Origin of the sequence: Methylomonas lenta (genome assembly GCF_001644015.1) — a bacterium.
Lineage (GTDB): Bacteria > Pseudomonadota > Gammaproteobacteria > Methylococcales > Methylomonadaceae > Methylomonas > Methylomonas lenta.
Map to the genome: position 1 here is coordinate 1 of NZ_LUUI01000021.1, position 23,470 is coordinate 23,470.

23 protein-coding genes are annotated in these 23,470 nt (G+C 44.4%); 12 read left to right on the forward strand and 11 right to left on the reverse strand.

Features of this window, described 5'->3' with window-relative positions; genetic code table 11:
- Positions 1 to 78 precede the first annotated feature (78 nt).
- Both A1359_RS01200 and purD read right to left on the reverse strand, forming a co-directional pair.
- Positions 79 to 2,322, reverse strand: a complete 2,244-nt coding sequence (locus A1359_RS01200; protein WP_066976808.1) for a PAS domain S-box protein — start codon at positions 2,320 to 2,322, stop codon at positions 79 to 81.
- Between the two features lie 427 nt (positions 2,323 to 2,749).
- A complete protein-coding gene (gene purD / locus A1359_RS01205; RefSeq protein WP_066976811.1) occupies positions 2,750 to 4,024 on the reverse strand; it encodes a phosphoribosylamine--glycine ligase in 1,275 nt (424 codons plus the stop codon).
- A gap of 184 nt (positions 4,025 to 4,208) precedes the next feature.
- Between purD and A1359_RS01210 the strand changes: the two genes are divergently transcribed.
- Positions 4,209 to 4,547, forward strand: a complete 339-nt coding sequence (locus tag A1359_RS01210) for a histidine triad nucleotide-binding protein (protein WP_066976814.1) — start codon at positions 4,209 to 4,211, stop codon at positions 4,545 to 4,547.
- A gap of 11 nt (positions 4,548 to 4,558) precedes the next feature.
- Here the strand turns inward: A1359_RS01210 and A1359_RS01215 are convergent, their stop codons facing one another.
- Genes A1359_RS01215 through A1359_RS01230 form a run of 4 tightly spaced genes read right to left on the reverse strand, consistent with a single transcriptional unit; the run spans position 4,559 to position 7,740 of the window.
- Entirely contained in the window at positions 4,559 to 4,873 is a 315-nt protein-coding gene (locus A1359_RS01215; RefSeq protein WP_066976818.1) for a DUF190 domain-containing protein, read from the reverse strand.
- Complete coding sequence (gene crcB, locus A1359_RS23535; protein WP_066976820.1) at positions 4,849 to 5,556, reverse strand: fluoride efflux transporter CrcB; 708 nt, start codon at positions 5,554 to 5,556, stop codon at positions 4,849 to 4,851. The genes A1359_RS01215 and crcB overlap by 25 nt, the downstream gene beginning before the upstream one ends.
- Before the next feature lie 43 nt (positions 5,557 to 5,599).
- Positions 5,600 to 6,490 carry a ribosome small subunit-dependent GTPase A gene (rsgA, locus tag A1359_RS01225; RefSeq protein ID WP_066976823.1) on the reverse strand — a complete coding sequence of 297 codons (891 nt, stop codon included), beginning with the start codon at positions 6,488 to 6,490 and terminating at the stop codon, positions 5,600 to 5,602.
- A complete protein-coding gene (locus tag A1359_RS01230) occupies positions 6,490 to 7,740 on the reverse strand; it encodes a M48 family metallopeptidase (RefSeq protein WP_066976826.1) in 1,251 nt (416 codons plus the stop codon). Before A1359_RS01230 ends, rsgA begins: the two co-directional genes overlap by 1 nt.
- Positions 7,741 to 7,830: 90 nt before the next feature.
- Between A1359_RS01230 and orn the strand changes: the two genes are divergently transcribed.
- The 6 genes from orn (at position 7,831) to A1359_RS01260 (ending at position 12,980) form a co-directional block, all read left to right on the forward strand.
- Positions 7,831 to 8,376, forward strand: coding sequence for an oligoribonuclease (gene orn / locus A1359_RS01235; RefSeq protein ID WP_066976873.1), 546 nt, complete (start codon positions 7,831 to 7,833; stop codon positions 8,374 to 8,376).
- Positions 8,377 to 8,457: 81 nt separating this feature from the next.
- Positions 8,458 to 9,729, forward strand: coding sequence for a serine--tRNA ligase (gene serS / locus A1359_RS01240; protein ID WP_066976829.1), 1,272 nt, complete (start codon positions 8,458 to 8,460; stop codon positions 9,727 to 9,729).
- 22 nt (positions 9,730 to 9,751) lie between these two features.
- Entirely contained in the window at positions 9,752 to 10,789 is a 1,038-nt protein-coding gene (gene fba, locus A1359_RS01245) for a class II fructose-bisphosphate aldolase (protein WP_066976833.1), read from the forward strand.
- 202 nt (positions 10,790 to 10,991) lie between these two features.
- Positions 10,992 to 11,411: a hypothetical protein gene (locus A1359_RS01250; RefSeq protein WP_066976836.1), complete on the forward strand. Its 420-nt coding sequence runs from the start codon at positions 10,992 to 10,994 to the stop codon at positions 11,409 to 11,411.
- A 128-nt stretch (positions 11,412 to 11,539) separates the two neighbouring features.
- Positions 11,540 to 12,664 carry a fatty acid desaturase family protein gene (locus tag A1359_RS01255; protein WP_066976876.1) on the forward strand — a complete coding sequence of 375 codons (1,125 nt, stop codon included), beginning with the start codon at positions 11,540 to 11,542 and terminating at the stop codon, positions 12,662 to 12,664.
- A gap of 73 nt (positions 12,665 to 12,737) precedes the next feature.
- The gene (locus A1359_RS01260) at positions 12,738 to 12,980 is read left to right on the forward strand and encodes a hypothetical protein (RefSeq protein WP_066976839.1); all 243 of its coding nucleotides are present in this window, start codon (positions 12,738 to 12,740) and stop codon (positions 12,978 to 12,980) included.
- Positions 12,981 to 13,193: 213 nt separating this feature from the next.
- Here A1359_RS01260 and A1359_RS01265 read toward each other — a convergent pair whose 3' ends face one another.
- The 3 genes from A1359_RS01265 to A1359_RS01275 are packed head-to-tail and all read right to left on the reverse strand — an operon-like array spanning position 13,194 to position 16,049.
- Entirely contained in the window at positions 13,194 to 14,171 is a 978-nt protein-coding gene (locus A1359_RS01265; protein ID WP_066976842.1) for an HlyD family secretion protein, read from the reverse strand.
- Between the two features lie 25 nt (positions 14,172 to 14,196).
- Entirely contained in the window at positions 14,197 to 14,916 is a 720-nt protein-coding gene (locus A1359_RS01270; protein ID WP_066976845.1) for an ABC transporter ATP-binding protein, read from the reverse strand.
- A complete protein-coding gene (locus tag A1359_RS01275; RefSeq protein ID WP_198159227.1) occupies positions 14,913 to 16,049 on the reverse strand; it encodes an ABC transporter permease in 1,137 nt (378 codons plus the stop codon). The genes A1359_RS01270 and A1359_RS01275 overlap by 4 nt, the downstream gene beginning before the upstream one ends.
- 157 nt (positions 16,050 to 16,206) lie before the next feature.
- Here A1359_RS01275 and A1359_RS01280 point away from each other — a divergent pair, with 157 nt between their 5' ends.
- Complete coding sequence (locus A1359_RS01280) at positions 16,207 to 17,079, forward strand: ThiF family adenylyltransferase (RefSeq protein ID WP_083960434.1); 873 nt, start codon at positions 16,207 to 16,209, stop codon at positions 17,077 to 17,079.
- 30 nt (positions 17,080 to 17,109) lie between these two features.
- On the forward strand, positions 17,110 to 18,162 hold the full coding sequence (locus tag A1359_RS01285; protein ID WP_066976855.1) for a nitroreductase family protein: 1,053 nt from the start codon (positions 17,110 to 17,112) through the stop codon (positions 18,160 to 18,162).
- Between the two features lie 19 nt (positions 18,163 to 18,181).
- On the opposite strand, the gene A1359_RS01290 is transcribed toward A1359_RS01285, so the two are convergent.
- Together A1359_RS01290 and A1359_RS01295 are read right to left on the reverse strand one after the other, a co-directional pair.
- Complete coding sequence (locus A1359_RS01290; RefSeq protein WP_066976858.1) at positions 18,182 to 19,060, reverse strand: class I SAM-dependent methyltransferase; 879 nt, start codon at positions 19,058 to 19,060, stop codon at positions 18,182 to 18,184.
- A 64-nt stretch (positions 19,061 to 19,124) separates the two neighbouring features.
- Complete coding sequence (locus tag A1359_RS01295; RefSeq protein WP_066976861.1) at positions 19,125 to 20,099, reverse strand: EDSAP-1 family PEP-CTERM protein; 975 nt, start codon at positions 20,097 to 20,099, stop codon at positions 19,125 to 19,127.
- An 859-nt stretch (positions 20,100 to 20,958) separates the two neighbouring features.
- Between A1359_RS01295 and A1359_RS01300 the strand changes: the two genes are divergently transcribed.
- The 3 genes from A1359_RS01300 to A1359_RS01310 all read left to right on the forward strand — a co-directional run bounded on the left by A1359_RS01300 (position 20,959) and on the right by A1359_RS01310 (position 23,183).
- On the forward strand, positions 20,959 to 21,717 hold the full coding sequence (locus A1359_RS01300; protein WP_232322069.1) for a PEP-CTERM/exosortase system-associated acyltransferase: 759 nt from the start codon (positions 20,959 to 20,961) through the stop codon (positions 21,715 to 21,717).
- A 254-nt stretch (positions 21,718 to 21,971) separates the two neighbouring features.
- Positions 21,972 to 22,409, forward strand: coding sequence for a cyclic nucleotide-binding domain-containing protein (locus tag A1359_RS01305; protein WP_066976867.1), 438 nt, complete (start codon positions 21,972 to 21,974; stop codon positions 22,407 to 22,409).
- 30 nt (positions 22,410 to 22,439) lie between these two features.
- The gene (locus A1359_RS01310; protein ID WP_066976870.1) at positions 22,440 to 23,183 is read left to right on the forward strand and encodes a PEP-CTERM/exosortase system-associated acyltransferase; all 744 of its coding nucleotides are present in this window, start codon (positions 22,440 to 22,442) and stop codon (positions 23,181 to 23,183) included.
- The last annotated feature ends 287 nt before the right edge of the window (positions 23,184 to 23,470 follow it).

Below are 23,470 nucleotides of genomic sequence, written 5' to 3' on the forward strand. Positions count from 1 at the left end.
TTCATGCGCATTCCTTAATAAACCGATTTTGGGAATGATTGCTGACCAAACTATCAAAATTTTGGCTGGACCCACTTTTTACAATGGCAGTTGATATAACCTGAAACAACTGCCTCCTGCATCCTTGGCCTGATACATGGCATTGTCGGCTAGTTTCATCAGCGTCTCGACGTCAAGCGCATGGGTGGGGTAAATCGCAATCCCGACACTACTGGAAATATGAATAGTATGCTGCTTGATTTCGAAGGGTAGATTGAGCGTTTTCACTACGTTGTTTGCGGCATCTGCAGCTTCTTGATCGTTATCAATACGTGCAAGCAGGATAACAAATTCATCGCCGCCCAAACGACTGACCGTATCCGACTCGCGCTTCATGCATTTTTGTAGGCGATGAGCGACTTCTTTCAATAATAAATCGCCGATATCGTGACCCAGATTGTCATTGACCGGCTTAAACTTATCCAGATCAAGATACATCAGGCCTAGCTTGGATTTTTCCCGGCGAACTTGTGCCAGGGCTTGATGAAGACGGTCGGTTAGCAGGATACGGTTAGGTAAATCAGTTAGCGCATCATAGTGAGCCATGTGTTGGATTTTTGCCTCGATAGCTTTGCGCGAGGTAATGTCGCTTATGGTGCCGACGTAGTGGCTTACTTGACCATAGGTGTTCTTGACTGCCGTGATGGTTAACCATTCCGGATAAATATCGCCGTTTTTACGCCGGTTCCATATTTCGCCTTGCCAGAATCCCGTTTTGAAAACAGTTGCCCACATATCAGCATAAAAGGCCGCATCGTGAATACCGGATTTCAAAATAGTCATTTTATGGCCTACCACATCGTTCGACGTAAAGCCTGTGATACGGGTAAATGAATGATTAATTTTTAAAATCACGGTGTTGGCATCAGTGATTACCATACCTTCCTGTGATTCAAAAGCGGTTGCAGCGATGTTTAACTCGGTTTCGATGCGTTTGCGTTCGGTGATATCTTGCGCAATCGAAAAGCAAAACTCTTCACCATTGTGGGCAATGTAACTACGGATTACATCAACGTTAAAAAAGCTGCCATCACGACGACGGTGGCGGGTTTCGAAATTAACAGTAATGTCGGTCTTTAGTTTTTGCCAAGCCGCAGGCCATGCTGAAGCTTCAAAGTCAGGATCAAAATCCCAAGGATGCATGTTGAGTAGTTCTGCTCGTGAATAGCCTAAAGCTCGACAGGCATGGTCATTTACGTATTGAATTTTGCCGCTTGCATCAAGCCGATAAAATGCTTTTTTGCTGCTATCCAGCATGGTTTTAGTGAGCCACAGCTCCTTTTCAATTTTTTTGCGTTCGGTGATGTCATCATAAACACCCAGTACACCGATCACCTCTGACTGGTTGTCATATAAAGTTGTTTTGGAAGTGCGTAGCCAGATGGTTTGTCCGTCTGGCGTGGTTTGCGGTTCATCGTATGCCAGTTTGGGCGTTCGGGTTTGCATGACAGCCCTATCATCGGCGCGGTATAGATCGGCTTGAGCGTGCCAGCTTAATTCGCTATCCAGTTTTCCAATGATTTCATTTGGACTAGCCAGGTCGGCATCCCGAGCAAATGCGCTATTACAGCCGAGGTAACGCGAATCCAGGTCTTTCCAGAATACCCGCATGGGTATGGTTTCGATAATGGTTTGCAGAATGTTGCGCGATTCCAGCAGATCATCGACATACTGGGTATTCTCTGTGATGTCGAAAAGCACAACCAGTAACGTGCCCTGAATAGCCGGTTCCAGCGGGGTGGCTGCAGCCAGCACTGTTTTGATTTGACCGTTTTTGCAGTGGATCTTTACTTCAAAAGAATTAAATGCTTCGCCAGTGGCAAGCATGATTTGCATTCGTATTTGCCAGGCATCTATTACCGATTGTCTATAGTCGGCATTCGGATAGGCTTTAAGCCACCAGTCCTGAATTGTAGGAATATCATGCAGAGTGTAGCCAAAAACTTTAATGAACTCAGAGTTAAGTGACAGAATGTTGTTGGCGGCGTCATTGATAGCAATTGGCACAGGGCAAGCGTTTATGATGCCGTTCAGGTGCAGATTGTCTTGTTGAGCCTTGGATAACAATTCTAAAAAATAAATAATCAAACTGCTGACAACCGAGGCCACCAAAATAGCAGCAACAAATCCAGTGATTAGGAAATGAGCTGTTACCCGGTTTTCCAGCAGAAAATTCAAGCCTGCCACAATAGGCAGCGTCAGTAGTGTTGCCAATACCACTGCAGCAAGCCAAACGTGGTGCTTTTTTTTATCCTGTAGGTAATAGATCAGTGGTTTTTTCACTGCATTTAGCTTCTGTTTAAATTGATTTCGAATGGCGAAATTTAAAGGCGGTATAGGGTTAATAATGAAGTACTTGTTTAACTGATCTTCATTAACTTTATGTCTATAGAGCAGAAAACAAAATTGTTATTGACGTTAAATGCTTTTAATAGCTACTTGGTGAGGTGCGCCAATAAGATTATCATTTTGTAAGTATATACTGACGTAAAGCAGAAAAAATAAAATGTACCAAGGATCAATAATCACTCAGAGTGAGAATTGATGCACAGAAATAGTTGCTGTTAACGGGCGGGCTCGATAACAAAACCCAGCTGGCATGCAAAGCAACGGAGGAAGATCATGAACCTGGGCAAAGCAGGCGTCATGATTCTTATCGATACATGACGCCTAAAAACAGATTTAAACAACAAATCGCTTTGAAAAGCTTTTAAGATATGGCTTTGAAACCAATATCGGTACGGTAATAAATATCTTGCCAATCGATTTGTTGGCACAGTTGATAGGCTTTTTGTTGAGCTTCAGCAATCGTGTCACCCAATGCACAAGCACATAATACCCGGCCGCCCGCCGTGATCACGTTAGCATTTTTCTGTTCGGTGCCGGCATGAAATACTTTTGTGTCTTCAGTTTCGATGCCTTGTAAGCCTTTGATGACATTGCCTTTGGCGTAGTGGTCTGGATAGCCACCGGCCGCCAAAACAACGCCTAATGCCGGACGTGTGTCCCATTCGGTGCTGATTTGATCCAATGTTTTATCCAGTGCGGCCTGGCAAAGTTCGACCAAGTCACTTTTCATCCGCATCATGATAGGTTGGGTCTCCGGATCACCGAAGCGGCAGTTGTATTCCAAAACCTTCAGGCTGCCATTTTTGCCTATCATCAAACCGGCATACAGAAAACCGGTGTACTCGTTACCGTCATCACGCATACCTTTCAGCGTCGGGTTGATGACTTCGTCCATTACTCGTTGATGAATTTCGGCCGTGACGATAGGGGCGGGGGAGTAAGCACCCATGCCACCGGTATTGGGGCCTTGGTCGCCGTTATCACGGGCTTTATGATCTTGCGATGTAGCCATGGGCAGGGCGTGCAGGCCGTCGGCAATGACGATAAAACTGGCTTCCTCGCCGGCTAAAAACTCTTCGATTACCACACGGTGGCCAGCTTCGCCAAAACTGTTGCCAGATAGCATGTCTTGTACGGCGTCTATGGCTTGTTGTTCGGTTTGTGCAACGATTACGCCTTTACCCGCAGCCAAACCGTCTGCTTTAACCACAATGGGTGCACCTTTGCGCTGGATGTAGGCAATCGCCAGTTCCGGGTCGGTAAAGGTTTCGTATTCGGCAGTTGGGATGCCGTGGCGAGCCATAAAGTCTTTGCAAAAAGACTTTGAACCTTCCAGTTGAGCGGCTTGTGCAGTAGGGCCGAAACAGGCCATGCCGGCAGCATTAAACGCATCGACAACACCTTTTACCAAAGGTACTTCCGGGCCGATGATGGTCAAATCGATAGAGCGGGCTTGGGCAAAGTTAAGTAATCCGGCAATATCATCGACTTGGATGGCGACGTTATCTATACCTGGTTCCAGCGCGGTGCCAGCATTGCCAGGAGCAACAAAAACGTGGCTGACTTTTGTGGATTGCTTGGTTTTCCAGGCTAGGGCGTGCTCACGGCCGCCGCTGCCGACGATCAGTATTCTCATGTAGTTAAAACCTTAAGTTAATGAACGAGCTAAAAAATTGGTTAAATTTTAACGGCATTTGCTTGAGTAAGTTGGAATTTGTGCATCGGCCGTGTTAGCGTGTCGGATTAATGATGGGCTTTGGCAAGGCCAATCAGTTTAGAAAACTAAGATCAGTAATATACATATACGATAAGGAGCTGCAATGACAAACTGCCTTTTTTGCAAAATGGTAAGCGGTGATATCAAACCGGATGTGGTATTTGAAGATGAAAAAGTGTTGGCGTTTCGGGATATTAATCCGCAGGCGCCTATGCACGTTTTAATTGTGCCTAAACTGCATATTACTAATTTAAATACTTTGCAGGATGCCTCTTTAGGTGGGCATATGCTGAAAATAGCCGCCTGCATTGCAGAAGAACATGGCTATGCAGAAACAGGTTATCGAGCCGTGTTTAACTGTAACGACGATGGTGGGCAGACCGTGCATCATTTGCACTTGCATGTGATGGGTGGTCGACGCATGACTTGGCCGCCGGGTTAACTGAGCTCAGATCAAGCGGGATGTAAGCGACCTTGAGCAGGCCAGCTGACCACATGGGATAGACCCATATGTGTTTCCAGATGCTGCAAAATGGCTACTACGCGTTCAGGGGTGTCATAAAATTCGACAATTAACGGTAAATCCAGCGACAAGTCCATCAGCGATGCCTGATGTAGTTTGCCGTCGGGGCCGAATCCCTCGATGCCACGCAGTACAGTAACGCCGGAAACTTTTTCGTCGTCGTGTAGCAGCTTGATTAATTTAGCCAGTAGGTGCTCGCCTTCGCGAAGATAAATGCGTGCTACGGTGACAGCTTGTGTTGCCATATCCAATGTCCTATCGATGAGCCAGACCAAATCATCACCACGCCGATTAAAGTGTTGATGACAAACAGGCTTAGCAGGTGATGAAATTCTAGTGGAATTGCTGGGCCTTTTAAACTAAGCCAAAGCGTTGTTGCAATCGTTAAGATACCCAATAATAAAACAAAGAAAATCGTGCGTATCTCGTGGTTCAAATTAAAGCGATTAATCAGCATTTCGGCCACTAGGGCTAAAGAAAATACGCTAAAAAAGCTCAGCATCAGTTCCAGTTTGGGTAAGTATTGAGCCAAATACGGGGTTGAGTTACCCGAAAAAACCGTGCGTCCCCAGATCAGACCGACCCAGCAAGCGGTAAGGCAAAGCACAATGCTGAGGAAAATATTTAGAAATGCTTTAAGTAAACTACCCTCTTCAAACAAATACAAGGTTTCTAAAGCAAAGGTGGAGAAGGTGGTAAAAGCACCCAAAAATCCTACTAGAATCGCGGCGCGATATTCAACAGCCAATGCGAAACGCTGCACCATCAGTTCGGTTAGAAACCCCATTAGCAATGAGCCGAATACATTCACAAACAAAGTGCCGTGCGGAAAACTGCGGCCCAAAACCGCATAAATACCGTTGGCGGCTAAGAAACGCATCACTGCGCCGACGGAACCGCCTAAGGCAATGGCAATCAGCTGTTGCATAAAAAATCCTGATTCACTCAGTTTCTGGTTTACGGATGTTAAGTTAGTTGCGATTGCCGGGTGGCATTTTCTCTCTGAGTTTAAGAAAACGTTGATAACGGCTGGCTGGAATCAAACCGTTTTCGGCGGCTACTCGTACAGCACAATCTTTATCATTGAGGTGACGGCAATCATTAAACCGGCATTTGCTGATAAAGGGGTGAAACTCGCGGTAGCCCCAGGCTAATTGGGCTTCCGACAAACCGGCTAAACCAAAAATCGCTACACCGGGGCTGTCGATTAAATCACCGCCTTTCGGCAAATGATACAAGGTGGCGGCGGTGGTGGTATGGCGACCATGACGGGTGGTTTCTGAAACACTGTTAACTTTAAGGCTTTTATCGGGCAAAAGGGCGTTGGTTAAAGAGGATTTGCCTACCCCTGATTGACCGGCAAACATGCTGGTTTGAGTGGACAACACGTTTTGCAAATCCTGGATGCCGATGTTTTTGTTAGCGCTGACGCGATACAAGCCATAGCCCACGGCTAGATAGTTTTGCAGTTCCTGCTCAATCGCATCGGAGCAACCGAGGTCAATTTTATTAAAAACCAAGGCTGCATCGATATTGCAGTTTTCACAAATGGCCAGATATTGATCCAGTAACAAAAAATCGCAATCCGGTTCGGCAGCAAACACCACGAAAATGGTGTCGATGTTGGCGGCTACCGGTCTGATTTGGTCGCCGCGTTTAGGTCGTTGTAAAACCGACCGTCTGTCCAGAAGTTGCTCAACCCGACCTTGATCGGGTGAAGACAGCGAAATCAAAACCCGGTCGCCAACCACAACGGTATCCAGTTTACGCAGGGCCTGACAGAGTATGATGCGGTCGTCCACCTCAACGGCGATGCCTTTGCCGAGATGGGCGATAACCAAGCCTGCGCTAAGTGATGACATCAGGCGGACTGCATCTTTTCTTCGATATGCGCAATGCGGATCGCTGCCGGAGGATGGCTGTAATGAAAGGCAGAGTAGATCGGGTCGGGGGTCAGCGTGCTGGCATTTTCTTCGTACAATTTGACCAAACCACTGATCATTTTGCTACCTTTTGCATGGCGGGTGGCGAATTCGTCGGCTTCAAATTCAAATTTGCGTTGAAAATAGGCGCTGATTGGTTGCATAAAAGTAGTGAATACCGGTGACACCATCATGAATAATAATAAAGCAGCCGCGTTGGAATGGGTGCTGACACCAAGGCCATCAAAAAACCAGTCTTGAGTGATTATCCAGCCCAGAACTGCGAAGCTGATTAATGTCATCACAGAAGAAGCGATCAGCATTTTAATTACATGTTTGCATTTGAAGTGTCCTAGCTCGTGAGCTAGCACGGCTTCCAACTCTTCTTCATCCAGTGAGTTCACCAGGGTGTCGAAAAAAACGATACGTTTGTTGTTGCCCAAGCCAGTGAAATAGGCATTGCCATGACCAGAGCGACGCGAGCCGTCCATGATAAAAATACCCTGGCTGTTGAAGCCGCAACGTTCTAACAGGCTTTTGATGCGATCTTTTAAGCTACCGTCTTCCATCGGGGTGAATTTATTGAAAAGCGGGGCAATGACGGTTGGGAATAACCAGCTCATCAATAAAGAAAAAGACATGATGATAGCCCAGGCATACAGCCACCATAGGCTGCCAATGCTATCCATGACCCACAAAATCAACGCCAAAATAGGCATGCCTATGCCCAAGGTCAAACTGAGTGAAATCAGTTGGTCTTTGGCAAATTGCGGCAAGGTGTTTTTGTTGAAACCGTATTTGTCTTCAATCACAAAGGTCTGATAGAGGCTAAACGGAATTTCAATCACCGTCATCAGTAGAAAAATGCTGGCGACAGATACTAGATCGGCCAACATCGGCGATAGATCGAACGTTGACCAAAAATCAAACACCAGGCTGATGCCGCCGCCTAGTGTGATCAATAATAAAAACAGCATCCCAACACCGCTATCAATATCGCCAAGTTTGCCTTTTTCGATGGTGTAATCGGCGGCTTTTTGATGGGCAGCCAGTGTCACTCGATCTGAAAAGGCAGGCGGGACTTGTTCACGATGCTGTAAAACATAGGATTTTTGCCGGGCAGACAGCCAAAACTGTATGCCGTAGGAAATAATCAGGGCGAATAAAAAAATGATAGTAAAAATATTCATTGGGGCAAATTAGGGGCGGGGTTAACAATTAGCGGTACAGAGTAGCTAATGCTACAATTTGCCGCAACTTTAATCACTAACGGATTCAAAATGGCTCAGGATGCTGACAATCTAATCTGGATCGATTTGGAGATGACCGGGCTTGATCCTGACACGGATTTGATTATCGAAATAGCCACGGTAATCACCGATAAAAATCTTACCATACTTGCTGAAGGCCCCGTGCTTGCGGTGCATCAATCCGTAGCTGCTTTGGCGGCGATGGATGACTGGAATCAAAAACATCATGGTGAATCCGGCTTGATTCAGCGTGTAAAGGATTCAACCATCACGGCTGCCGAAGCCGAAGCACAAACTTTGGAATTTCTAAATGAATGGGTGCCGCATAATGTATCACCCATCTGTGGCAACAGTATCTGTCAGGATAGACGCTTTTTGTATCGTTACATGCCTAAGCTGGAAGCTTATTTTCATTATCGCAATCTGGATGTATCCACTGTTAAAGAGCTTGCCGCGCGTTGGGCACCGCAACTTAAAGATGGGTTTACTAAAAAAGCCAGCCATAAAGCCATGGACGATATCATCGAATCTATTGATGAACTCAAATACTATCGAGAACATTTCTTTAAATTCTAAATTTAGCTGTCGCGGGTAGCTTGATCGTTCGCGACGACTATCGATTACATTCAAACTTTTCAATTCAGGTAATACATTCTCATGCTTGATCCTCGTTTATTCAGAAACGAACTGGAATTAGTTCAACAACAACTCAAAAGACGCAATATAGACTTTGATGCTGCCGGCTATTTAACGCTGGAAAATCGGCGTAAAGACATTCAGGTTAAAACCCAGGAATTACAAAACGAACGTAATACCCGCTCCAAAGCTATCGGTCAGGCTAAAGCCAAGGGCGAAGACGTTCAGCCGCTGCTCGATCAAGTACAGGATTTGGGGGATCAATTAAAAACCGCCGAATCCGAGTTAACAGCTATTCAGTCGCAATTAAATAGCATCATGGAAGGGCTGCCCAATATTCTTGATGAATCCGTTCCTGCCGGCAAAAGTGAAGCCGATAATCTTGAAATCAGTCGTTGGGGTGAACTGCCGCAGTTTGATTTCGAGCCCAAAGATCATGTGGACTTGGGTGAGCCTTTGGGTATGAGTTTTGAGCTGGGGGCGAAAATTGCCAGTGCTCGCTTCGTGGTGTTGACAGGGAAGCTGGCGACATTACAGCGCGCCATCATTCAATTGATGCTGGATACTCATACTAACCAACATGGTTATCAGGAAACCTATGTGCCCTTCATGGCAAATGCGGATAGTTTGCGAGGTACCGGGCAATTGCCTAAATTTGAAGAAGATTTATTTACCATAAAAAACGATCCGACTTTTTATCTGATTCCAACGGCGGAAGTGCCGGTTACCAACATCGTTCGTGATGTGATTGTCGATGCAAAGCAGATGCCTTTGAAGTTTGTCTGCCATTCCCCTTGTTTTAGAAGTGAGGCGGGTGCCTACGGCAGTGATGTGCGCGGCATGATTCGTCAGCATCAGTTCGAAAAAGTAGAACTGGTGCAAATTGTTACGCCTGAGGAATCTGCGCAAGCGCATGAAGAGTTGACGGCACATGCTGAAAATATGCTGAAAATACTAAAACTACCTTACCGAAAAGTATTGTTATGCGCCGGCGACACCGGGTTCTCGTCAACAAAAACTTATGATTTAGAGGTTTGGTTGCCAGGACAGCAGAAGTATAGAGAAATATCTTCATGTAGTAATTTTAAAGATTTTCAGGCCCGCAGATTACAAGCGCGCTGGCGAAATCCCGACACCGGTAAGCCAGAATTGGTGCATACCTTAAATGGGTCGGGCCTTGCTGCCGGCAGAACGCTGATTGCCATCCTGGAAAATTACCAAAATCAAGATGGCTCGATTAGAGTGCCTGATGTTTTACGTCAGTATATGGGTGGTCTGGAATTGATTAAATAAAGCAAGTTAAGGAGCATCCCGCATGGCTTTAGTGTCATTACGACAAGTTTTGGATTTTGCCGCAGAGCATGATTTTGCCGTGCCGGCATTTAATGTTAGCAACATGGAGCAAGTTCAAGCCATTATGCAAGCGGCACAAGCCTGTGATAGTCCAGTGATTATGCAAGGTTCCGCCGGTGCGAATCGCTATGCGGGCGAGGTTTTTTTACGTCATTTAATCCTGGCTGCTATTGAACAATATCCGCAGATTCCAGTGGTCATGCATAGAGATCATGCCCCTACAGCTGATATTTGCGCTCAAGCCATTCAAGCGGGTTTCAGTTCCGTAATGATGGATGGCTCGTTACAGGAAGATATGAAAACGCCGGCCTGTTTTGAATATAACGTGGATGTGACGCGGACTGTGGTCAGAATGGCGCATGCTTGCGGTGTTTCGGTTGAAGGAGAAATAGGCTGTTTAGGTTCTTTAGAAATCAAAGACGATGCCTCGAATCAATCGTCGTCAGCAAAACCTGATCATAGTCAGTTACTGACCGATCCGGATGAAGCGGTTGAATTTGTCAAACAAACACAAATAGATGCTCTGGCGGTCGCCATTGGCACCAGTCATGGTGCGTATAAATTTAGCAAACCGCCTACCGGTGAGGTGTTGGTGATCAGCCGCTTAAAAGCTTTGCAACAACGTTTACCCAATACCCATTTCGTTATGCATGGTTCAAGTTCTGTGCCGCAGGACTGGTTACAAGTCATCAATGAATATGGCGGTGATATCCCAGAAACCTATGGTGTGCCGGTAAATGAAATTGTGGAAGGGATTAAATATGGGGTGCGGAAAGTCAATATCGATACCGACTTACGCATGGCTTCTACCGGCGCCATTCGTCGCTATGTCGCCCAACCTGAAAATGCATCAGACTTGGACGCCCGCAAAATTTATAAAGCTGCCAGAGACGCCATGCAAACGCTGTGTCAGGCGCGATATGAAACCTTTGGTTCGGCTGGATACGCCAGCAAAATTAAAGCCATTCCATTAAGTGAAATGGCTAGACATTATCGGTAATTAAGTTTGGTTAAACCAGCGAGTGGTCATACCGAAACTGGTTGCATCAGGCTATTTCAGTTGGAATCACTGATGGTTGTGGTTTTCTTTTTGGGCGGCTTGTAAAACATCATATGAAACCGTTGCCTGTAGGTTAAAATGGCTGCGTATGATTACATTTGGCCCATAAGGCTAACCCCTGTTAACGAAAGTAGGCAAAACGATGAGCATCAAGTTAAGTTTGATCAAATTTATTATAAAGTTAACGCCTAATATTGCGATTATTTGGGTCGCTAATTTCGTTCTAAAAGGTATTGCTGAGTTATTGGAATTTAATTTTGATGTAGATGCCCGAAAAGTTTACGTTCAAACCAGATTATATGGTGAGGAAGGTACCATTGAGGTTTCCCTGGAAGACTTTGCTATTTTCAACGATGGCGAGTCCTATCGATTCATCATTCATCATGCAAGATCCGATCGGCCTTGGTTGAATAATCTGTTGTCTAAAGTGATCGGAAAAGCCTGGAAAATTCCTGCTCTGCCACAGTTTGCAACCCAGCTTGCTTTGGTGGCTGAGTTGTTTAAAGCACCGCCGGCAGAATTACCTGTCGAGCCCGAAGTAACTCAGGACTTGGCTGAGTAATAAGCTGCTGTTGTATTCTCGCTGGCGCTCAATTTAGCCACTTAATAAACACCCTTCTATAAACCGCATTCAATGCTTTGGCTGGTTACGCATATACCACCAATTGCATCTCTAAGGAACAACACATTTTGAGTTTACACAGTTACCAGTCAGTAGATCGCGAACAATTAGCTAAAGACGTCACGGAAATTCACCGACAAGCTCTCGCCAATATAGGCGCTGACGATTTTGCCCATTTAAAAAAAATGGAGCGTTGGGGGCAGTTTTGTTCCCTGATTGGTTATGGCACAGCCTGGATTTTTCCTAATCCGATTTCTGCGCTTTTCATCAGTCAAGGCAGTTTTACTCGCTGGACGCAAATGACGCATCCTGTCGTGCATCGCAGTTATGACAAGCTGGAAGGCGTGCCGCAGCATTACACTAGCAAAAAATTTGCCCAGGGCTGGCGCCGATTTATGGATTGGCCGGACTGGATTACTCCAGCGGGTTGGCACCAAGAACATGATGTGTTGCATCATTATAATTTAGGCGAAAAAGCCGATCCCGACCAGTTACAGCATAATATGGAATGGTTAAGACAATCCAGCTTACCGATGTGGCTGCGCTATGCCATCGTGGCATTTTTCTCCGGGGCCTGGAAAATTCTTTATTACACGCCTAGAACCCATAGAGAATTACGATTAAATACCGTGCGGCAGCAAGGTGAGCAAGAGCCGGCTATGACGCGTATGGGGGCCTGGAGTGTGTTTACCCCGCAAGGGCGAGGTTTGTGGTTTCAAAGCATTCTGCCTTATATTGGCTACCGTTTTGTCTTGTTGCCGTTGCTGTTTATGCCTTTGGGGAGCTTTGCCGTTTTTAGCGTGCTGATGAATTCTATTTTGGCGGAAATTTTTACCAATATGCATAGTTTTCTAGTCATCGTGCCCAATCATGCGGGGGATGATGTGATGATGTTTGAGGAAAAAGGCACAGGCAAAGGTGAGTTTTACTTACGGCAGATATTGGGTTCGGTCAATTATCCGACTGGGTCCAATCTGAATGACTTTTTTTATGGTTGGTTGAATTATCAAGTTGAACATCATTTGTGGCCGGATTTGCCGTTAAGCCAATATCAAAAATTACAGCCGCAAGTAAAGGCCTTATGCAAAAAACATAACATTCCATATTGCCAACAATCCGTTTTTAAACGGTTACTTAAGGCGGTGGATATTATGGTTGGGAAAACTTCAATGTTGAAACCGGTAGTAGCGTAATTTTTTTTACCTGTTCACGGCCGTAAAAAATCATCTATACTCAGAAACTCCTTTTAACGCATGGAGATTGGGAATGAAAAAATTGGTTTCAATTCGGGCGCTAACAGATAGGCTTAATCGTAAGCTAGCTAAAGAATCAAAAAAAATATTGAAGTACAAGCCAAGATTGGAGAGTGACGATAATGTTGTTGAGTACGCCGTGGTCGATTTAAAGACAAACGATATCATCAACTTTCACATGGCCAGCGAGATACAGGAATTTGCTAGAGGACTTGGCTGTTTAGCCAGTTTGGAAGAGGTTTCATTCGAACCCTGAGTAAGTTAGATAGTTTGTTTTCATCAAGGGCTTGCAGTCATGCAGGCCCTTTTTTATGCACAAAAATTTTATCGTATCGTTCCTACGCTTCGCGTGGGAATGCAACCTGAACCGCTCTGCGGTTCGGGACGCTGGTGCGTCCCCGGCTGGGACTATTCACGCAAAGCATGGGAACCATAAGCCGAAGTTAATTTTGGCGAAATCATGAGATGATCAATCGATAGCAATTTTGACGTTGACTTCCAAGCCTATGGGTACCTGCATTTCGGCATCGGGCTCGATAAATGCCTGAATTACATCAATATCCTTGCGTTCGGTCGCGGTTTTAGCAAAAACCGTTTTTTTGCCCATGATTTTTTTCACCATGCTAACGTGCGCCGGAATTTCCTTGTCACCCAGTCCTCGGCCGAACACAATGGCTTTTTGGCCGTCTTTTAAGGCCAAAGCATAATTTTCATCAATTTCTGCTCTTACGCGTAATTTTGTCATGTCGCCTAATAACAAAGCAGGTTCCGGGCTGCCGACTGAAAAAGTGGATTCGCCGACTCGCAGAATAGTCTCCAAAACCGTGCCGTCTATAGGCGCTGTTAAGTAGGTTTCTGCTAGCCTTTGCTTGGCTGATTGGAGTTGTGCGTCGGCAACCGCTAGTTGGGCCAACGCCAACTGTTTATCGACATCCCGCACAAAATGCGTCAAATAGCGTGACTCGGCAGTTAAGCGGCGGCTGTCGGCTTGTTTTAACTTGGCATTGGTTTCGGCTAAATCACGATCATCTTCTGAGGCAAATTTATTGCTGCGTAATTGTTCGATGCGATCGAGTTTGCGGTGAGCGTATTCTGCATCTAAAGCACTGACGCGTTGGGCATTTTTTTTGGCTTCTATTTCATAAGGATTCACGCCAGCCAACACTTTTTCCAAATCTGCTTTAGCCTCCAGCAGCTGGCTTTCCGCTACAGTGAGTGCTGCTCGTTCTTCGATATTTTGTTGTACGGCTAATAAATCGCCCGCTTTAACTGTTTGACCTAATTGAATCTTGTACTCGCCCAGAATGCCCGGATGCTTAAAGGCCAGTCTACGTATTTCGCTGGCCGGTTCTACATAACCAATGCCCTGAATCCAGCGCTGTTCAGCCCATGCGGTTGAATTGATAAGCAATGGAGTCATTAAAAATAAAGTAGCAAGATGTCGCATAGGAAGAGTCCGGCGCAGGATTAGATTACGTTTGAGTATAGAAGGTATTGTCGGCAATGGCGGTTTGTTGTTGCTCGCTTAACAGACCATCGGCAATCGACAAAATACGATCAAATAACGGAAGCATGCGGGTGTCATGCGTGACAACGACCAACACGGCTTTTTCCAGGCGGGCTTGTTCCAGCAATAATTCAACCACGGTTTTGCCGGTCAGCCAATCCAGCGCAGCGGTGGGTTCGTCGGCCAAGACGATGGAAGGGCGATGTAACAAAGCCCGGGCAATGGCTACTCGCTGTCTTTGGCCGCCGCTGAGCTGATTTGGGTGTTTATAGCGCATGGCTTGTAATTCAAGCCGCTGCAATAAATTATCCAGCCGTTGTTTGATATCGGCATCGTTCATACCTGCATTGCGACCGACAATGGCTAGATTTTCTTCAATGGTTAAAAAAGGCAGTAGTTGCGCGTGTTGGAAAATAAATCCCAGTTTTTGCCGTCTGACTTCAGTCAAACTACTTTTGTCGAAAAAGTTTACACTCTGATCGGCGATCAGAAGTTGACCTTCGCTAGGTGCCAGCAAGCAGCCCAAAATAGATAACAAGGTGGTTTTGCCAGAACCCGAAGGGCCTATCAACACTGAGGCCTGGCCTTCAAAAAACTCCAGATCCACTTGTTTTAATACGTTTTCGATGATATCGCCAGAGCCGTAGCTTTTGGTAATGCCTTGGCAGGTCAGAATACTTTTCATCCGTGAAATACCGAAACAGGATCCAGCTTAAAAATGGCTCGAATCGAAAACCAGGAAGAAGCAATGCAACACAGCAATGAAAAAGCAACCAGTCCCATCGTCACCATGGGTGTGGTTTCCAGTGGAATAGGGCTGCGGGCCGAGGCGTTACAAGCCAGGAAAAATAACACCAAGCCGACGATAATCCCCAGTCCGCCCAAGCTTAAACTTTGTGTTAATACAATTTGGCGCAAGGTTTTTTGATGAAAACCCAAGGCTAACAAGGTGGCGTAATTGGCAATATGGTCCTGGGTAATGGCAAACAGGGTTTGGCTCATGATGACTGCGCCCACCAGTAAACCTAAGGCTGCGGTGATGATAACCGTTATCCCCACGCCGGTTTCCAGCATCCAGTATTTTACTGAACGTTCGGCAAATTCGTCGGTGGTTAGGACTTCTACATCAGAGACTTCTTGGGCGATACGGTCGCGAATATCTAAAATATTGGCATTAGGTACGGCTCGAACTAGAACGTACGATATTTCGTCATAGTGGTAGTAGGGAACATAATCTAGCGCGTTCTCAATGGATGTAAAAACAAACGGTGCTGCGGTGAATGTGCGTACACCTTGCGAAAAGCCGCCAATAATAACCCTACGCCCTTCCATTTCGGCTTCGTCACCCACATGTAAAGTCCCAAGTGCCTGTTTGGATAATTCATCGACAATGACTGTTTCCGGTAGACGGATGGATGCGATATTGCCCTCAGCCATGCGCCAAGGTCCGCCTGCGTTGGCGTTATCCAGTCCAATGACCTCTACCGTAATATGTTTGCCCTCAGGGTGTTGCCAATTAATCCAGCCTACCAACATACCTTCAGCCCATGCCACACCTTTTACGCTGCTGACTTGTTGGATGCGGTGACGCGGGATAGCGGTACCGTAATCAAGGGTGCGGGTTTCTTTCGCCATTACCCAGATATCAACACCGGCGTTATTAATAATGGCGCTGTTGGTGTTAATCCAGCCTACTAACAGTCCAATTTGTGCTGCAGCCAGAAAAAAAGCAATAGCAATGCCTGTCACCGTCATAACGAAACGCATGCGGTTATGCGAAAGCATTTTTGTTGATACTGCAATGACTACTGAAGCCATGGTATTAATTAAGAATGGAATCATAAAAATGTTGGCTCAGATATGTAGTTTGCCTTGTTGAAAGCTAAGGCTTATTGCCAATTATTGTTATAAAGCCGTTGACAGTATAGCAAACAACACAGTACAAACTTGTCTGCAAATAATTATGGTTAACACAATGACGACATTTGACTATCAACAGGCATTTTCGCGAAATATTGGCTGGGTTACGCAGCAAGAACAGCAATTACTTAAAGGTAAAAAAATTGCTATTGCCGGCTTGGGAGGTGTGGGTGGAAGCCATTTGTTAACATTGGCTCGACTGGGTATTGGTGCCTTTCATATTGCCGATTTTGATAAATTCGAGCTGCCCAATTTTAACCGTCAAGCAGGAGCTACTGTTTCGCATCTGGATAGACCTAAAACCGATGTATTGGCCGAAATGGCGCAAGATATCAATCCAGATTTACAGATAAAAAAATTCCCAAAAGGTGTAACTTTAGAGAATCTGTCGGAATTTTTTGCAGGTGTGGATGTGTATGTAGACGGGCTGGATTTTTTTGCTTTTGATGCGAGGGAAATGGTCTTTTCCTATTGTGCAGATCATGCAATACCGGCTGTGACGGCTGCTCCATTAGGCATGGGCACGGCATTGTTGAATTTTTTGCCAGGGCAGATGACGTTCGAAGAGTATTTTCAGCTAAAGGGAAAATCCGAAACTGACAAGATTTTGCATTTTTTACTGGGTTTGTCTCCAGTTATGCTGCAGCGTGGCTATCTGGTAGATCAATCTGCTGTCGACTTACTCAATCATAAAGGCCCATCCACCCCTATGGCCTGTGAGTTATGTGCTGGAATTGCAGCTACTCAGGTTTTGAAGATTTTATTGCAGCGCGGCAAGGTATTGGCAGCGCCGTGGGGCTTACAGTTTGATGCTTATACCAATAAGCTGGCTAAAACCTGGCGGCCGGGAGGTAACGCAAATCTGATGCAAAAGTTGGGGATTTGGTTTGCAAGAAAACAGTTTCTTGGCATGCTTAAAACTAAATAACAAAACATTACAATACTAAAGAAGGTGGAAATGGATAGGCAAATAATAGAAAAAATATTAGAAGCTGCTGTGAAAGCGCCATCGGGTGATAACGTGCAACCTTGGAGGTTTGAAGTTTCGCAAGATTGGGCGCGGATAGATTTGTTTAACTTGCCTGAGCGAGACGATTCCTACTATAACTACCAGCAAGCGGCCGCTTATATTGCTCATGGTGCGGTGATCGAGAATATTGCTATCGCCTCCCGGCATTTGGGCTGTATGGTTAAACTAAAATTATTTCCCGAACCACAAAACCCTAGTTATGTGGCAAGTTTTGAATTTGAATCGGCTTCCGCTGTTGATGATCCATTGTACCCGGCCATTTTTACTAGAGAAACCAATCGATTCCATTTTCAAGATGTTCAATTACCCGCTGAGGATGCTCAGCAGATTATTGATTCGATAAAGCAAGTGGAAGGTGTCAAGGGCTATTTTGTGCACGATGTTAAAACCGTTAAAACCTTAGCCAAAGTTATAATGGTGAATGATCGGGTGGTTTTTGAGCATAAGGAGATTCACAGCTTTCTATTCGACAAAATCCGCTGGAATCAGAAGCAAATTGAAGAAACCCAGGATGGCATGCCAGTCGGTACCTTGGGATTAAATCCGATTGAGAAACTGTTTTTCCCTTTAATGCGCTTCTGGTGGTTTGTCGATTTGGCGAACTATGTGGGTTTATCTCGAATTATAGGGGCTAAGTGTTGGTACAACTGTCAAAACGCAGCATTGATTGGTCAGGTCACTGTACAAAAAACTGACAGTCTTGGTTTTATTCAGGCGGGTAGGGCGCTGCAGCGAGTTTGGTTGGAAGCTGCACGGCAGGGGTTAGCGTTTCAGCCTATTGTGGGCTTGCCTTTGTTGATCCATCGAGCGCAAGAAAATGCTTTGGAAGCGTTTTCAGAAACGCATCGGAATATGCTGGAGCAGGCAAAACAGAGCTTGTTTGGTATTTTCGGTATAGACCAATCAGAAACATTGGCCGTGGGTTTTCGTATTGGTAAGTGTAAATCCGTAGCAGAAAAAACGCTTAGAAAAGCTGTCTGATGGGCTTTATCAAAGGTATTTAATTCAGATATTTGGATTTTAAGCCGCCTAGCTTAAAAAATATCATCAAATCTTTTAAATCGGTTTGATGATATTTTGGCATGCTGAGCTTTAAGGTATCTAATTGCTGTTTTAAAGCAGAATCGGGTTTTCGCCTAGCGGGTGATTTAACAACCATCATGTAAGGCATAACAAAGGTTTTATAAAATTCCCCAAAAAGTGATAGGTGCTTTTGGTAAAGGCTGGAAAAATCATGCGGCCAAAAAGCTGCGCGTAAGGAGTAAAGATAATCCAGTGTAAATAACTCAGCTTGTCGATCCACGTACTGGTAAGCAAAATCCTGAATAGACTTTTCGGATTTTAAATGACCAAAATCAACCAAATAGAGACCACCGCCGGGCTTTAAAACGCGTTTGATCTCAGTGAAGGTTTTTTCCAGTGCATCAAGGTCAGGTAAATGATGTAACACGACGGTGCTCATTACAGCATCAATGCTGGCATCGGAAAAAGTCGTTAGTTGCGTTATGTCGCCTTGTCTAAACTCGATATTTGATAAGTTTTGTTGTGCTACATAGTCCCGGGCTTTATCCAGCATCTCGTTGGATAGATCCATGCCAATAAAGTGGGTTTCAGGATTAAGGCGGGCGACCATGGCTAATTGAGTTGCTGGGCCACAACCAAGGTCGAGCACAGTTTCGCCAGGTTTGATGATTTCGCAAATTTGGGCGCAGTGAAAAAGATAGACTGGCGCCATGACGCCATCTTCACGACCGGCGCTAGTGTAGGCGGCTACTTTTTCAGGATCGTCCATTACTAGATCAGGTTCGGTTTCACGAACGGCTGATTGTTTAGCTATTAGTTCACGACAGAACGTCTTAATTACAGTAATACTTGGCATCGTGTACTCCAAAAAAAAAGGCTATACAAAGTATAGCCCTTTAAGTATTTAGAAAACTTTAAATTTAAGCTTGGCGTTTACGCATGCTTGCCATGCTCAATAGGCCAAGACCCATTAAAGCTAACATGCCTGGTTCAGGTACTGATTGAACATTTGCGCTTGTAAAAATATTAGCGGTCAAGTTGTAGCTTCTACCTGCTACCAATGCACTAGTAGTTGTTGCTGTAACAGCTGTGTTCAATGCTGGCACACCTAAACCTGTAATTAGGCCGGCAACGCTTGGAAGTCCGTTACCTAGTGGGGCGTTACGACCAGTGGTCCAAGTGAAACTTGTGGCGCCACTTAATAAATTGTTGCCTGAATTAATATCGTTTATATCAGTTAATAAAAACTGAATTGAACCACCAGCTTGAGCTGAGGTAGGGGTTAAAGAACCGGATGCTACGAATGACTCTAAATATGCTGATACATCATATGAGAAGGTAAGGAAGTCACTGAAGCCAGCAGTAAATTGCCAGTCAGCAACTAAACCATTATTGCTTGTTGCGCCGCCAATACCAGCACCATAAATAGCAGCTGTTGATTGGTTGTAAAGGTTGGCTCCGAGTGCAGCACCAGGCAGGTTGTTTATTGGTGAGCCTATTTCTAACTGGTCGCCAAAAGCAAAGCTTGATCCAGCTAAAGGGTTGCCGAAAGCGGATGAATATGCTTGACTATTAAAAACATTGTCAGTATGTGCTGGGTTGGCTGCGCCCATGGTGGATAACAAATCAATCGGTACCGCAGCACTGGTTGAAACGACTGTTCCTGAGCTTGAAGTTGAACCGTTAAGTGTTGCAGATGTGCTGCCGCTACTAACGTACTGAAGGTTCAAAAGTGAGCTATTGTCAAGAATAGGGGCCGCGGTGGTGGTGCCTTTGTGTATCACGAAATTTGAGACTTGAATGCCTGAAGTCGCGATCGCGGCAGCATTGGCAGCATTAACACTGCCAAGTGAGATTAAGCCGATGGCTGTAGCTAAAAGTGTTTTCGATTTCATTTTTAAATCCTCTATTAAAATTAAATATTTACAATTTATGTTTAGCAACATGCGGGCCAACTAAGTATGTATTTATTAAATATCAATTAAAACATGATCTTAGTGTTTTTATTGTGTTGTGGTTGTTTGTTGGCTTTCATTTTATTGGAGAAGGTGTAAAAAAAACTGACACATAAGTAATGAGGCAAAAAAAGGGGGCATAGTTATGGTAAATTTGATGTTCTACTTCATTAATAAATACCGGTGCTTGAGTCCTTGATATGGCCTAGGGAAGAGAAGATCGTGAAAAATACTAACTTTAACAAGGGACAATATTTCTGAGAGGCTGTATACAAGGTGCCTCACCGTAGAGATATCAGTGTTTACAGACACAAATTGAACAGGTATTCAATGTTAATGTAGGGTCTTTTCGCCGAGGCCGATCTTCTAAAAATAGGTGTAAGGTTTTTCGACATCCCTGTCAGTATTTAGGCTTGAATCTGGTATGTGGGAATGTTTGGCGTTTAACTCTGAATGGTTACGGTGAATGTTTTCACCGAAACCCAGATATTGTAAGGGTTTGACGTGGGTGTAATATTTCTCGACACCTTGTAGCTGCAGACCCTTTCATACTTTGGTTGCTTATTGTGAGCAGTCTTAATCTGATTTTAATGAGTTTTTAACCGCGCATAGTAGATCATCTTATATAATCAAGGGGTGTTTTGATCTAAGCTAAAACCGTAAAAGTTCAATCCACCTGAGCTAAGGCTATAGTTTATGCGTTTTTTTTTGATCATCGTAGGATTTTATGGGATTAACTGGAAACATCTTTGGTTAGGTCTTAACTAATTTTGACACGGACTCGCTTAGGTTTTAAATAATGGTAAATAATCATTCTTTTGATAGTAATTTTGAGGTTTTTTTGGCGGATACGCCTGAAAGCAAGGCGCATCATTACAATATCAGGTATCAGGTTTATTGCGATGAAATGGGCTTTGAGGATAAAGAAAATTTTACCGATGAGCAGGAATACGATGAATGGGATAAGAACCATTCAGTGCATTTTTTGGTAAGAGACAAGCATCATGGGCATTGGGTGGGCGCCTTGCGCCTTGTGTTGCCTAATGAACACTCGTTACCTTTTGAGAAGCATTGTAAGTTAAACGAAAAGTTAAGTGGTGATCAATATCTACAATCAGTTGAATTGTCCAGGCTTTGTGTGCTTAAAGAAGTGCGACGTTTTTCGGCTAAAAAATTTGCGCCTTATGGCATCTTGACGGAAAAGGATATTCCCGTAAGCTCAAATGTTACAGTACTTCATAATTACAAAAACTTGGGGTTAGTTCTAACCTGGGGTTTAATCCGTGCGGTGGCGTTATATTGCACGCAAAACAATAGACAAGATTTGTATTTGTTGGTTGCGCCAGCTCTTGTATATGCTATTCGTAAGGTAGGTTTTTCGGCTGAGCAGATAGGCGAACCTTGCAAACATAGAGGTAAAAGAATTCCATTGAAGTGTAATATTGAAAATATTATGGCAAATTCGATGTGGAAAAAGGACTATAAAAACGGCTTTAGTTTATATTCTGACCTGTTTGAAGAGGATCTTGCTTATCGAAAAATGGCTTATTTAAGTTAAAAGAACTTATCAGTCCTTATCTAAACTGGATGAGGTTTCAAGAGTTGTGGTTAAGGCGCTTTGTAGTATCCAATACATCTCTCTCATTGTTCACTAATTACATGAGCTTCTAAGAGAGTTTCGGTCCTAGCGTTTAGTAATTGCATGTGTAATATTTTTGACATTTTTGTTTGGCCAGCTAGGCATTCATCAGGGTATCATTGCGGTTAGTTTTATTGTTCATTTCGAATGTAAATTTGGAGGAAGGATTTCGCATGAGGCAGTTACTCGATGAAATTTTAAGCAGTCCCAGGTTAAAGGAAGGCGTTGCTTGGAAGCATGTGAAATATAGTGCCGGTCAAATAATCATCCAAAAAGGTGATATTGGGAGTTCTTTCTTTCTGATTGACGAGGGTGATGTCCGCGTGCTGGGTAGTAATGAAGTTAATGAAAATGCGCTAGCCACACAAGGGTTATGCGACTTGAGTAAAGGAGACATATTTGGCGATTTTTGTCTTTATGGAACCCATCTAAGATCAGCTTCGGTAGTCGCACTATGCAACGTTTGTTTACTGGAAATTCGTAATGATATGTTAAGTGTTTATCTTGATGATCACCCTATAGATGGTTATCTATTTTTAAAGGCGCTTTCTGAAGTTATGATTAGTCGCTTGAAAGTGGCAAATGATCGTATCGAAAGCCTCATGAAATAGAAATATTCTGTTGGATAAATGAGCTCCGTGATGAATGACGAGTCCAAATCAACTTTGACTGAAGTTTTTGAGAAGTATTTCAAGGTGGAATTAGCTGTGTCAGCGGCTCAAAAAGAACAAGTATTTAGGATTCGGCATAGGGTTTATTGCGAAGAGTTTAAATATCAGGCTGTAGATCCATCCGGTCATGGATTGGAAATAGATGCATTTGATCCGGATTCTAGGCATTGTTTGATAACGCACATTCACGACGGTATCCACACCCCAGCAGGCTGTGTCAGGTTAGTGCCAGCTTTAGAAACGGTTGAAAAAGGACTTTTACCGCTTGAAAAGTTCTGTAGATCAAGTCTTGATCAACCGCAGATCGATAGTATGAAGCTGGAGCGTTCATCTATCTGTGAAATATCACGTTTAGCGGTTGACAGTACCTATCGTCGACGTGATGGGGAGTCATTAACCCGTTATGGTCAAATTAACGGGACGAATATTTCGGAAGAGGAGCGGCGAAGTTTTTCATTGATTGCCATTGCCTGTTTTCTGGCTGCTACTGTAATGACAGATATGGACCAGCGAACCAATGTGTTTGCGATGATGGAACCCTTTTTGCCGCGACTAATGCGTCGTTCTGGGATAGACTTCCAACGAGTGGGGAAAGACATGGATTATCATGGCATTAGAGCTCCTTACTTTATTACCACTCAGTCGGCACTTGAAAATATGCATCCGGATTTGCTTAAGCTATATCATTGGATTAAGTCAAATATTGGTAAATAGATCTGAAGAATTAAGCCGATTCTGTCTCATCGCAATGATCTGTGCCGGTTTCCCCTCCCTGACCTGCTTTAAATCCATATAACTCTCATGGATTTACTTCGACTTTAATGTCTTGCTTGTAACCCATTTAATCGCTTAGGAATATGCATGGAATATCATATGCAAGAATCCTGTGTAGGTGCGGATTTATCCGCACAGTGCGAATAAATTCGCACCCACAGCTGACGAACTTGTTTCATGCGCATTCCTAATCAGGTGGTTTTTTGATTGTCAATAAACCAGCCTGG

Excerpts from the sequence above, each read along its gene's own strand:
- purD (WP_066976811.1), bottom strand. The coding sequence starts at position 4,024 with ATGAGAATACTGATCGTCGGCAGCGGCGGCCGTGAGCACGCCCTAGCC.
- A1359_RS01210 (WP_066976814.1), top strand. The coding sequence starts at position 4,209 with ATGACAAACTGCCTTTTTTGCAAAATGGTAAGCGGTGATATCAAACCG.
- A1359_RS01215 (WP_066976818.1), bottom strand. The coding sequence starts at position 4,873 with ATGGCAACACAAGCTGTCACCGTAGCACGCATTTATCTTCGCGAAGGC.
- crcB (WP_066976820.1), bottom strand. The coding sequence starts at position 5,556 with ATGCAACAGCTGATTGCCATTGCCTTAGGCGGTTCCGTCGGCGCAGTG.
- rsgA (WP_066976823.1), bottom strand. The coding sequence starts at position 6,490 with ATGTCATCACTTAGCGCAGGCTTGGTTATCGCCCATCTCGGCAAAGGC.
- A1359_RS01230 (WP_066976826.1), bottom strand. The coding sequence starts at position 7,740 with ATGAATATTTTTACTATCATTTTTTTATTCGCCCTGATTATTTCCTAC.
- orn (WP_066976873.1), top strand. The coding sequence starts at position 7,831 with ATGGCTCAGGATGCTGACAATCTAATCTGGATCGATTTGGAGATGACC.
- serS (WP_066976829.1), top strand. The coding sequence starts at position 8,458 with ATGCTTGATCCTCGTTTATTCAGAAACGAACTGGAATTAGTTCAACAA.
- fba (WP_066976833.1), top strand. The coding sequence starts at position 9,752 with ATGGCTTTAGTGTCATTACGACAAGTTTTGGATTTTGCCGCAGAGCAT.
- A1359_RS01250 (WP_066976836.1), top strand. The coding sequence starts at position 10,992 with ATGAGCATCAAGTTAAGTTTGATCAAATTTATTATAAAGTTAACGCCT.
- A1359_RS01260 (WP_066976839.1), top strand. The coding sequence starts at position 12,738 with ATGAAAAAATTGGTTTCAATTCGGGCGCTAACAGATAGGCTTAATCGT.
- A1359_RS01265 (WP_066976842.1), bottom strand. The coding sequence starts at position 14,171 with ATGCGACATCTTGCTACTTTATTTTTAATGACTCCATTGCTTATCAAT.
- A1359_RS01270 (WP_066976845.1), bottom strand. The coding sequence starts at position 14,916 with ATGAAAAGTATTCTGACCTGCCAAGGCATTACCAAAAGCTACGGCTCT.
- A1359_RS01275 (WP_198159227.1), bottom strand. The coding sequence starts at position 16,049 with ATGGCTTCAGTAGTCATTGCAGTATCAACAAAAATGCTTTCGCATAAC.
- A1359_RS01280 (WP_083960434.1), top strand. The coding sequence starts at position 16,207 with ATGACGACATTTGACTATCAACAGGCATTTTCGCGAAATATTGGCTGG.
- A1359_RS01285 (WP_066976855.1), top strand. The coding sequence starts at position 17,110 with ATGGATAGGCAAATAATAGAAAAAATATTAGAAGCTGCTGTGAAAGCG.
- A1359_RS01290 (WP_066976858.1), bottom strand. The coding sequence starts at position 19,060 with ATGCCAAGTATTACTGTAATTAAGACGTTCTGTCGTGAACTAATAGCT.
- A1359_RS01295 (WP_066976861.1), bottom strand. The coding sequence starts at position 20,099 with ATGAAATCGAAAACACTTTTAGCTACAGCCATCGGCTTAATCTCACTT.
- A1359_RS01300 (WP_232322069.1), top strand. The coding sequence starts at position 20,959 with ATGGTAAATAATCATTCTTTTGATAGTAATTTTGAGGTTTTTTTGGCG.
- A1359_RS01305 (WP_066976867.1), top strand. The coding sequence starts at position 21,972 with ATGAGGCAGTTACTCGATGAAATTTTAAGCAGTCCCAGGTTAAAGGAA.
- A1359_RS01310 (WP_066976870.1), top strand. The coding sequence starts at position 22,440 with ATGAATGACGAGTCCAAATCAACTTTGACTGAAGTTTTTGAGAAGTAT.